Annotated in this window: 10 protein-coding genes; 8 read left to right on the forward strand and 2 right to left on the reverse strand. The window is 41.7% G+C overall.

The genetic code is table 11. The features are described from left to right. The 4 genes from VF500_RS08290 to VF500_RS08305 all read left to right on the forward strand — a co-directional run. Positions 1-1,219 (forward strand): GMC oxidoreductase (locus tag VF500_RS08290; RefSeq protein WP_330859226.1); only part of this gene is annotated, 1,219 nt, incomplete at its 5' end. A gap of 103 nt (positions 1,220-1,322) precedes the next feature. After that, positions 1,323-1,559: a hypothetical protein gene (locus VF500_RS08295; RefSeq protein WP_330859227.1), complete on the forward strand. Its 237-nt coding sequence runs from the start codon at positions 1,323-1,325 to the stop codon at positions 1,557-1,559. Further along, on the forward strand, positions 1,541-1,966 hold the full coding sequence (locus VF500_RS08300; RefSeq protein ID WP_330859228.1) for a PIN domain-containing protein: 426 nt from the start codon (positions 1,541-1,543) through the stop codon (positions 1,964-1,966). The genes VF500_RS08295 and VF500_RS08300 overlap by 19 nt, the downstream gene beginning before the upstream one ends. An 18-nt stretch (positions 1,967-1,984) precedes the next feature. Continuing rightward, positions 1,985-2,422, forward strand: a complete 438-nt coding sequence (locus VF500_RS08305; protein WP_330859229.1) for a GNAT family N-acetyltransferase — start codon at positions 1,985-1,987, stop codon at positions 2,420-2,422. Between the two features lie 199 nt (positions 2,423-2,621). Here the strand turns inward: VF500_RS08305 and VF500_RS08310 are convergent, their stop codons facing one another. Further along, entirely contained in the window at positions 2,622-3,857 is a 1,236-nt protein-coding gene (locus VF500_RS08310) for an endo-beta-N-acetylglucosaminidase H (RefSeq protein ID WP_330859230.1), read from the reverse strand. 548 nt (positions 3,858-4,405) lie between these two features. Here VF500_RS08310 and VF500_RS08315 point away from each other — a divergent pair. The 4 genes from VF500_RS08315 to VF500_RS08330 all read left to right on the forward strand — a co-directional run bounded on the left by VF500_RS08315 (position 4,406) and on the right by VF500_RS08330 (position 10,686). Beyond that, on the forward strand, positions 4,406-6,277 hold the full coding sequence (locus VF500_RS08315) for a CocE/NonD family hydrolase (protein ID WP_330859231.1): 1,872 nt from the start codon (positions 4,406-4,408) through the stop codon (positions 6,275-6,277). 99 nt (positions 6,278-6,376) lie between these two features. Beyond that, positions 6,377-6,802: a hypothetical protein gene (locus tag VF500_RS08320; protein ID WP_330859232.1), complete on the forward strand. Its 426-nt coding sequence runs from the start codon at positions 6,377-6,379 to the stop codon at positions 6,800-6,802. 147 nt (positions 6,803-6,949) lie between these two features. Continuing rightward, positions 6,950-9,397: a TonB-dependent receptor gene (locus VF500_RS08325; protein ID WP_330859233.1), complete on the forward strand. Its 2,448-nt coding sequence runs from the start codon at positions 6,950-6,952 to the stop codon at positions 9,395-9,397. A 56-nt stretch (positions 9,398-9,453) separates the two neighbouring features. Beyond that, on the forward strand, positions 9,454-10,686 hold the full coding sequence (locus tag VF500_RS08330; protein WP_330859234.1) for a PepSY-associated TM helix domain-containing protein: 1,233 nt from the start codon (positions 9,454-9,456) through the stop codon (positions 10,684-10,686). A gap of 80 nt (positions 10,687-10,766) precedes the next feature. Here VF500_RS08330 and VF500_RS08335 read toward each other — a convergent pair. After that, positions 10,767-11,324 (reverse strand): GNAT family N-acetyltransferase (locus VF500_RS08335; protein WP_330859235.1); only part of this gene is annotated, 558 nt, incomplete at its 5' end.

Raw genomic sequence — 11,324 nt, forward strand, 5'->3', positions numbered from 1 at the left:
AGGCATAGCCGGTAACAAGGACGGATTGGAAACGTTGCCCGACGGAGAGTTTCTGCCACCATGGGAAATGAATGTGGTTGAAAAAAATATTCAAAAAAGGATCATGGACGCATATAAAGACAGGCATGTTGTTATTGGAAGGTGCGCACATTTAACCAAACCGCAGCCAATTCATTTACAACAGGGCCGGGGGCAATGCCAGGCCCGGAATTTATGCGAGCGTGGTTGTCCGTTTGGTGGCTATTTTAGTTCTAATTCCTCAACCTTACCGTGGGCTGCAAAAACAGGTAATCTTACACTCAGGCCCGATTCTGTAGTACATTCAATTATTTACGACGAAAAAAAAGGAAAGGCAACGGGCGTTAGGGTGATAGATGCCCATACCAAAGTAGCTACAGAATATTATGCGCGGATCATTTTTGTAAATGCTGCTACTTTAAATTCCAATCTTATTTTACTCAATTCAAGATCATCAAGGTTTCCAAACGGATTAGGGAACGATAATGGTTTGCTGGGCAGATACATCGCATTTCATAACTACCGCGGATCGCTAACGGGAACTATTGATGGATACCTGGATACGTATTATTATGGCAGACGGCCGGCTGCCGTTATGATGCCTAATTTCAGGAATGTTTATAAGCAGGAAACCGACTTTTTAAGAGGATACATGACATTTTATACTGCCACAAGAAGCAGTTGGGGACACGCTGTTGACGGTGACCAGATTGGAGCGAACTATAAAGAAAATATCTCCGAACCGGGAAACTGGAATGTATACATGATGATGCAGGGAGAAACTATTCCGAAAGCTGAGAATAGAGTGAGCCTGAGTAAAGACCAGGCAGATGAATGGGGAATACCACTATTATCAGTTTCGGTAGATTATGACGATAATGATGTGAGATCCATGAACGACTTTTTGCAGCAGGGGGCTGACATGCTTGATAAGGCCGGTTGTAAAAATATCGTCCCTAATGATAGCAAGCAGGCACCTGGTTTAGATATTCACGAGGTGGGAGGGATAAGGATGGGAACCGATCCTAAAAACTCATTGCTAAATAAATGGAATCAGTTGTATGCATGTCCAAATGTGTTTGTAACAGATGGGGCTTGCATGACATCTACCAGTACCCAAAACCCTTCGCTAACTTTCATGGCCCTAACCGCAAGAGCCGCAAACTACGCGGCAGATGAATTGCGGAAAAATAATATATAGTTTTTGTTTTTCGTTTTGTATTGGAAATTTGATTGGGTTTGAAGCAAATCCTATGGGTTGCCTTTTCTGTTTAAAAGCTTTAACTTTATATAAAAACTGAGTGATGCCCGAAGTAACTATAAAATATAAAAAGCCGGAAACCCTGAAAATCTTAAAAGGGCTGGCTAAGTATTTTGATTTTAAGATATCTCCATCAACTGAAAAAAATAAAGATTCTCTTGATGATATTGTAATACGAGGTAATAAGAAGCTCGACATTTCTGAACTTGAAAAAGTATTTACAGGGAAAGATTTAGATGCTAAGAAATTAAGAGAAGATTTGTGGCAGCGGAAAAGATAATCTGTGATACGGATGTGATGATCGAATACCTCGATAGCAGGAGAGCTCGTCATCAAGATACTAAGTCAATCGTCGAAGATGTAATAGGTTTGGATAATGTTGTTTTATCGGCCATTACTAAAATTGAATTAATGGCTGGCGCCACAAATAAGATTGAACTTAAGCAGGTAAACAAAAATATTTATTGGTTTGATATCCTATTATTTAATCCGGAGATTACATCAATAGCTATAAGACTAACGGAAACCTATAAGTTAAGTCATAGTTTGGCCATGCCAGATGCCTTTATCGCGTCAAGTTCATTATATACAGGTTATAGACTATTCACTTATAATCTGAAAGACTATAAATTTATTGAGGGGATTAAGCTATTGGATACTTTTAAAAATCATCCTGAAAATAAATAGCATAGAATTTTCTTTATATTGAAATCAACCAACTTGCTTATCCGGCCATTTAACGAAGCTGATCGCGAAAAGCTCCGGGAACTTTACCTGCTATGCCGGATCCAGACCTTTTACTGGATAGATAGCGCATTGTTTATATTAGATGATTTTGACGAGCATACACGCGATGAAGAGATCTGGGTGGCAATCCTGGATAATGAGATAGCGGGGTTTATGGCTGTATGGCCTCCCGATGCTTTTATTCATCATTTATATATTGATACCGCATACAGAGGAAAAGGTATCGGAAAAGCAATGTTGGCTTTGGCGGCCCAAACTTACCCAACCCCTCTTAGTTTAAAATGTCTTGTTAAAAATGAGGCAGCTGTTCAATTTTATCGTGTTTTGAATTGGGAAGTGATAGGCGAGGGGAGCGATTCCCTGGGAGATTATTTCTTAATGCAGCGTAGCATATAAGTAAAAGGAGCCTTTCCAGGATTCGGAAAGGCCCCTTTTATTTTATTAAAATTAAATCTGCTATCCGAAGTCTCTGACTTCGGATGACTATGCCTGTAGTCTTCAGACTACAGTGCTAATAAGAATAAGCCTGTAGTTACAAACTACAAGCTTATTCTTTCGAAGTCAGAGACTTCGAATAGCGCCATTCGGAGTCTTTTTATTGAATTTTAACCGAAGTCACCACATCATTAGCATTTGGCGATAGTGTAGTGAAATTAGGCGTGTTTGATGTGCGTACCCACGATGTGCCCGTTGAGTTATCGTTAATATACATAGTTACTGTCCAGCCGGTCGGGATTTTAACCGATGAAGCCCAGTTATCTACAAAACCATATGCCTGCAATTGGGCAAGGGTATAAGTACCTTTAGGGATGGCGCTTGTAACTGTGCCCCCGTAATTGATATCCTGGTAAAAAGTAACCCCGGTGGTACTTGTTCCCGAGTTGAACACCGTCGCCTGACCGTACAGCTTATTGGATACACTTGTCAGGTAAGAGTGCGAATCGGCATTTGGCAGGTTGTAATACAGGTAAATCCCATAGTTGTTATTTACGGTTTGAGTAGCCAGTGACGCTGCAGTTGAAGAGCTGGTGCTTTGAATATCAATAGCAGCAGGGCCAAGGTTAGAAGCAGCAAGCCCCGGGACGTTAGGGACAGAGTAAGTACCATAAATAGCATTCCAGCTGTAGTCAACTTTTGAACCTACGGTTACACCGTTATAGCTCAGGCGTGATGCTGCCGGGCCATAAAAGTAAAACGAAATTATTTTAGTAGGCATCAGGGTTCGCAGGGCGGTAACCAGGTAAACAAACGAGCTGGCATTGGGTTGGCCTGTGCCGTTGGTGCCATAGTCTGCATATTCATCATCAAAATCAATACCATCCAGTCCATAGGTAGTAACAGCATTGCTTAGCAACTGGGCATAATCATTGGCTGCAGCCTGGGTGGGAAAGTTGCTGATGCCCGCGCCCTGGTGGTTGCCTAAAATGGATAACAATACCTTAATGCCTTTAGCCTGTAAAGTTTGGATATAGGTTGCCTTATTATTGAGCACATTGGTAACCTGCGGATTAAAAAAGAGTTCGGCCTTTTGGGTTGTGGTGTTGTAATTGATGTTTGCTGCAAATATGATAGCAATATCAAAAAGCTGCTGCCCTGTTGATAGTGTGTAATTGCCCACATTGCGGATATCGTTGTTGTTTACTTCCACATAGCAAACTCCTTTTGGCCCTGCTACGCCTATAGCGTTGGTGCCTAATTTTGATGAGCTGTTACTGCCGGCGTCGGTGGGCAGGGGCGCTTTCTCCTTTTTACAGGCAGAGGTGATGAGCAGTACAGCACCAAATAACACGGTCAATGTTTTTGCAAGGGGCAAATTGAAGTTTGTTCTCATAATTGTTGTTTTTTGTTAAATTGTTTATAAAAAGTAAATTGTTTTAGCGCAATAGGTTTGTGTAAAGCCGGCCCATGGCATAGCCAGGGGATAATTACTATCTCTTAAAAAAAACTGTTTAAATATTTAGGTTACCGGGTGCTTTAGGTCCTCGCTCCGGCATTATATAGGTCAAGGTAATAGACCATTAAACGAGGATAATTGCCTACAGGTTTTAATTATTATTTTATATAAAAAAATCTATAGTTAATAGATGTGTTTTTTACACTTAATTTTAACTATAACAAAAAGCTTTTTTCTTTAGAAAAAAGGCCTTTGTTACATAGATGTGTAGGAAATCACTTTTGAATCATACGTAGATTGGAGAACGATAAATGAAGAATTTTTCCACGAATTTTATGTATTAATCGAATTACATGAATTTTGCAGTGTATGAGATTTGGCGAAACAGATCGGGGTATTTAAATGCTATTTTCCTGAATAGATGTACCGTTAGTTTGCCCATTTTATTTTATTCGGTTACATTTGATTTGACTGACAAAAATTTTATGAAAAAAAATTTACTTTTCGTTTTCTGCCTTTTGCTTTCGGCAGTAAGCCTGTATGCGCAGCCCAAAGCGCCCGATGCAGATTATATCAAAGCCAATTACCAGAAATATGAGTACCAGATCCCGATGCGGGATGGTAAAAAGCTTTTCACATCGGTATATGTGCCAAAGGATCAATCCAAAAAATATCCTTTCATGATGGACAGGACCCCATACAGTGTTGCGCCGTATGGTACCGAGCTTTATAAAGGCAGTCTTGGCCCGTCATCATTATTTGCGCATGATGGTTATATTTTTGTTTACCAGGATGTGCGCGGACGCTGGATGAGCGAAGGTATTTACGAGGAAATGACCCCCGAAAAAGAAGATCATAAAACCAATAAGGATGTTGATGAGGGCACCGATACTTATGATACTATCGATTGGCTGCTGAAAAACATTCCCAATAACAATGGTAAGGTAGGGATATGGGGAATTTCATATCCCGGCTTTTATACTACTACTGCTTTGCTAAGCCGCCACCCTGCGTTGGTAGCTGCATCGCCGCAAGCACCGATTGCCGATCTGTACCGCGATGACGCTTTTCATAACGGCGCGTTTATGCTGGTGGCCAACTTTGGCTTTTACCCCGGCTTTACTAACAGACAGGATGATAAACCAACGCAGCGCCGTGGTAAAGGCTTTGACGCGGGTACTGAAGACGGCTACGACTTCTTCCTGAAAATGGGCTCGGTAAAAAACACAAACGATAAATATTATAAAGACACCATCCGCCTGTGGAACGAGATGCTTGATCACCCGAATTATGATCAGCATTGGAAAGACCGTAACGTGCTTTACCATCTGCATGATATTAAAACAGCGGTACTGGTAACTGGTGGTTGGTACGATGCCGAAGATCTTTACGGCGCTATCAATACCTATAAAACCCTGGTAAAAGAAAACCCTAAAACCCCAGTTTATTTTGCTATGGGCCCCTGGGTACACGGCGGCTGGGCACGCGGCGATGGCGATCACCTGGGCGATGTTGGCTTTGGCGGTCCTACAGGCCGTTTCTATCGTGAAAAAATTGAGTTTGCTTTCTTTAGCCATTATTTAAAAGGAACAGCTGATTTCGACCTGAAACCAATATCAACTTTCGAAACTGGCGTTAACCAATGGAAAACCTATAACACCTGGCCGCCAAAAGAATCGGCGGAAAAAAACTTGTACCTGTTGCCGGGCGGTAAATTGTCTTTCACTGCTCCTGCAGCTGTTGCCAATACGTTTGATGAGTTTGTATCTGACCCTGATAAGCCGGTGCCTTTCATCAACAGCATTGATATGGATATGAAGCGTGAATATATGACCGGCGATCAGCGTTTTGCTTCACAGCGTCCGGATGTGCTTACTTATCAAACCGATATTTTAGATAATGACGTGACCATTGCCGGTAATATCTGGGCAAACCTTAAGGTATCAACTACGGGTACCGATGCCGACTGGGTAGTTAAAGTGATAGATGTTTATCCCGATTCTACCAAAAATACAAAATGGGCAGGCAAGGATGTGTACCTGAGTGGCTATCAGCAAATGATACGCAGTGAAGCTATGCGCGGCAAGTTCCGTAATGGCTTTGATAAACCTGAGCCTTTCATGCCTGGTAAGGTAACCCCTGTAAACTTTGAATTACAGGATGTGCTGCACACCTTCAAAAAGGGGCATCGTATGATGGTACAGGTGCAAAGTACCTGGTTTCCGCTTATTGACAGGAATACACAACAGTTTCAGGATATCATGAAAGCTAAAGACACCGATTTTAAAAAGGCTACGCATAAAGTTTATACTTCAAAAATAAGTCCGAGTTATTTGAAAATGAGGGTGATTGAATAGAAACTTCATCATATAAAACGCAACAGCCTCATGTATTTACATGAGGCTGTTGCGTTTTATGCAATAACGTCGTATTTGTTATTAGTTAAACCTATAGCCATGTACAAATGCATTTTTCTTTTTCTGTTAGCTGCAATCTTTGGGGGATGTAAAAAGCATAATCAGCAAACAGGCTGCCCCAGCCAAACCTGCACCGCCGAATTTGTTTCGCTTAACGTAAATTTTGTTAATAAAGACGGCCTGATTGCGTTTGGAAAAAATGTAACGGTTATAAATTTACGAACCCATGAGACTATAATTGCCAAAGGTAACGGAAGCCCTGTCGTACCAACCATCGGCCCTAATTTATACACTATTGCAACTGATAATAACAAAAACGAGTTCTCCGCAGAGGGCGATGATGTAGAGCTCAGGGCAACCGATGCTGTAACAAATATTACCAAAACCACACTATTTAAAATTTCGGGAGGATGTAATTGCCATATTGCCAAAATATCCGGTCCGGATAAGATGGTGCTCAATTAGCTCGTTTTTATTTCAATAAAAGGCTGCACAACATCAAAAAGTGCGGCCTTTTGTGTTTAGGTTCTTATTTAAACTAATTATAAATAAAACTTGCAGATAGGAAGTCTTTTTATACTTTTGCGCTTAATTAGACTTAATCTAAATAGAATGTTAAATAACCTTTACTACTCCCTGCGCATTATCCCTTTTTTAATTTTATTCCTGTTTTCAAATACATTGATCCTTAAAGCCGATGACGAAGGCAATAACGGCAAAATAACCGGTGTTGTTAAAACCAGCGACGATAAACCAGCTTCGTTTGTAAATGTTGCCATTAAAGGATTGAACAAAAGTACTACCACAACTGATAACGGATCATTTGCCTTCCACAACGTTAAACCTGGTACTTATACCCTGGTTACTTCATACGTTGGTACAAAAACCGAAGAGCAAACCGTAACGGTTTCAGCAAATAAAACAACTGTTGTATCCTTTAAACTTACTGAAAGCTCGGCCCAGTTAGATGAGGTTGTAGTTTCTTCAACAAAAACCATCAACCGCAAAAAGTTAAACATCGGTAAAATGAACGTTTCGCCAATGGACCTGCCCCAAAGCGTTACTGTAATAGGCCGCGATGTGCTTGATCAGCAACAATCACTACGTTTAAGTGATGTTATCAAGAATGTGAATGGCGTATATTTATACAGCAGCCGTGGCAATACCCAGGAAACCTTTGGTGCCCGTGGCTATAATTTTGGAAGTAACAACATGTTTAAAAACGGTTTCAGGGTTAACTCGGGCGTTGTGCCCGAGATCAGCTCACTGGAGCGTGTAGAAGTATTAAAAGGCAGTGCTGCTTTATTATACGGAAATGTGGCTCCCGGTGGTATCCTGAATATGGTAACCAAAAAACCTTTATTTGAGCAGGGCGGCTCGGTGTCAATGACCTATGGCAGCTATGATCTTTATCGCCCGTCGTTTGATGTTTATGGCCCTATATCTTCCAAATTGGCTTACCGTGTAAATGGTACTTATGAAAATGCTAAAAGCTACCGCGATAACGTAAAATCAGAAAGGGAATACATCAATCCTTCATTCCTGTACAAAATAAGCGATAAAACAACCTTAATTGTTGAAGGCGATTACCTGAACTATGACTTTACCCCCGATTTCGGAACTGGCCAAATCAATAACGTTATTGCCAAAGTTCCGCGTAACAGGTATTTAGGCGCGTCATGGTCAACCGGTAACACCAAGCAAACCACCGCTACAGCAACTATCAACCATCAGCTCAATAGCCTTTGGCAGTTAAGCGGCGGTTTTTCATACCAGCATTTTAACCGCTCATACCAAACAACTGAGCGTGTATTGCCAGATGCAAACGGCGATTGGCCCCGTACCCTGAACAGGGCTAAAACGCTTGAAGATTATTATACCGGCCAGTTTAACATTACCGGCCAGTTTAATACCGGTGCTATAAAGCATAATATTTTGGCCGGTGTTGATGCCGATTGGTACCGCAATAACGCTTATACCTACGTTGCTAATTCAAACTATCTTGATCAAACCAATATTCAGCAAAACGCGGTTTATGACAAGATCAATATTTTTGACCTTGATAAATACACGCTTCGCACTGATAAACCACAGATGAATCCGTTTTATAGCATCTTGACGCCGACTAATCGTTTTGGTGCTTATGCTAATGACCTCATTAGTTTATCAGAAAAAGTTAAGGTACTTGCGGGTATCCGCTGGTCATACCAGTATGTGTCGCCTACGACAGTTACTAATTATAATGATAAAGTCAAGGGAACACCGGCTGTAGGGAAAGAGGACAAAGCGTTTTCACCGCGTGTTGGGGTCGTTTATAAACCAATAGCTAATACCGCCCTGTTCGCAAGCTACTCTAATTCGTTTGTTACAAATACAGGTAGTGATATTAATGGTAGTCCGCTTGATCCGTCGATAGTTGACCAGTATGAAGTTGGCGTTAAGAACGACTTCCTGAATGGCAACCTATCGGTAAACGTAACGGCTTACCGTATTAAAAATAATAACCTGGCCCAAACTGCACCTTTCACTCTCGACGGGAAAGATAATACCAACGTCAATATCAAAGTGCTGAGCGGCGAAACTAAAAGTGACGGTGTAGAGCTTGATATCGCCGGTCATCCGGTTAAAGGTCTGGATGTGCTGGCGGGCTACAGTTACACTAATGCCAGATATACTAAAACAGGAACCGCACAAGGCAGCAATATAGCTGGCCAGCCTTTACTAAATACACCAAAACATACCGCCAATACAAGCATATTTTATACTTTTTACAACGGCGATTTGAAAGGGTTTAAAGTAGGTGCATCTGTTTATTACCTGGGTAACCGTGTTGCGGGTAATGCTAATACGGTAGGTCAGGCTCAGACGTTGTCAAAGTTAGTGTATGTACCGGGCTTTACTACTGTTGATGCCTCGGTAGGTTATACCTATAAAAAGATCTCTATTATTGGTAAGATCTCTAACATAGGCAACGTACTTAATTACAATGTACACGAAAACTATAGTATTAACCCTATACCGCCAAGACAGTTTTTAACTACGTTGAGTTATAAATTTTAATTAATTAAACTAACCGGGCATGGAAACATGCCCGGTTTTTATGCTTATACCAACCAATGAAAGTATTTTTCCGCACCATTCACCTTTATTTGAGCCTCGCAGCCGGGGTGATCATTTTTTGTTCGTGTTTAACGGGCACGATGCTGGTTTTTGAAAAGGAAATTCAACAGTCGTTGCATCCGCAGCGGTATTTTGTAAAACCGCGGGATAAAAGGTTGCCGCTGACCGATTTAACGGCCGGGGTGTTGAAACAGATCCCTAAATCAAAGCTGGCAACAGTGATGGTTTATGATGATCCGGAACGTACGGTAGAAGTGGGCCTCATTGTGCCTGAAAAGAAAGATAAAAAGTCGGACGGTAAGCCAAAAACAGAAAAACACGCCGGAGCACACGGTAAAAAGGATGCTAAGCCAAAGGATGCCGAGCGTTCAAACCTTACTGCTTTTGTAAACCCTTATACTGGTCAAATAGTTGAACAATTTAACCGCAGACAAACGTTTCTGTATTCGGTAGAGATGTTTCACCGCTATTTATTAGGTGGGAAAAATAGCCTGGGTGATTGGGTGATCAGCCTCTCAACATTGTTTTTCCTGGTGATATTGATAACCGGCGTGATACTCTGGTGGCCTAAAACCAAAGCCATCATGAAGCAGCGGATTAAAATAAAATGGGATGGCAGCGGCAAGCGTCTCACGCACGACCTGCATATTGTTACCGGTTTTTATACCTCTATATTTTTGATTCTCATTTCGGCATCCGGCTTGGTCATGACCTTTAAATGGGCAAACAGCACTCTGTTTTTCCTTACCAATTCAAAAGTTGTTGCCAAAGAAGATATCAAAGCCCCGCTTTCGGTTTATCAGCAAGGTGTTGCCTCCATCGCGCCAGATGCTGCTGTTAGCGCTTTGGGCGAAAAAATAGCCGATGCTGAAAATTACACTATCCGTTACCCGCGCGATACGGCAGCGGTTTATACTTTTAATGTGCTAAAAAAAGGTTCTGTTGAACTGGCTACCGATACTTATTATATAGATCAATACAGCGGCAAGCTTGCCGGGTCTGCCTTGTATGCTGACAAAAGCCTTGGCCAGCGTATCCGTGGGGTTATTAAACCAATCCATACAGGCTCTATTTATGGCTGGCCTACCCAGGTTTTAGCTTTTCTGATCACCTTGGTTTCGCTCATATTTCCGATAACAGGGGTAATGATGTGGCTTAACCGCGCCGGTAAAAAGAAAAATAAAGCTGTGCGCAGCAGAGTGAACGCGGTGTCTGCTGAGGTTGTCTAAAATGAAAAAGATTATCTTTTCTCATCAGGACTGCTCTTAGAGGGGCCCTGATGAGACTTTTTATGTCGCTCGTTTCTTTTTTACCTTAAAGGTTCCCTTATCATGATCCAGTAAGGGCAGCCTGTAACTGGCTCGCTTACTTCCTTTGCTATTTTATACCCCACCCGTTCATAAAACCGGATATTTCGTGGAGTGAATGTTTCGAGATAGGTTGATATCCCGTTTTTATCTGTTTCGTTAAGCATTTCCATCAATAGATTAGCCCCCAATCCCCGTCCCTGGTGACTTGGTTTGATCCCAGCTATCGACAAATACCAGGCATCGTACAGTATCGGGTCAAGTTGTTCGCTCATGAAAGAAACTATGGTTAAATAAGCTCTTAGTGCCGGTTCGCCCATATAGGTTGTTATAAAATCTTTCTTTAACAGGCTCTTTTCCTTGTCTGCAGCAGGGTTTAAAGGTTGACTCCAGATAGCGGCACCATAAGGAGGATCACCAGTAATAGTTAACCGGCCGTACTCTTCGCATTCTTTCATAGAGTAATCCATATACCTCATTAGTATTTCCTGCTTTTTCTGCTCGCCGCCCGGAATATCCCGTAACAATTCTATGTAAAATGGGTCAGGGATGAGGGCTTC

Origin of the sequence: Mucilaginibacter sp., assembly GCF_036383575.1 — a bacterium.
In the GTDB taxonomy this organism is placed as follows: Bacteria; Bacteroidota; Bacteroidia; order Sphingobacteriales; family Sphingobacteriaceae; genus Mucilaginibacter.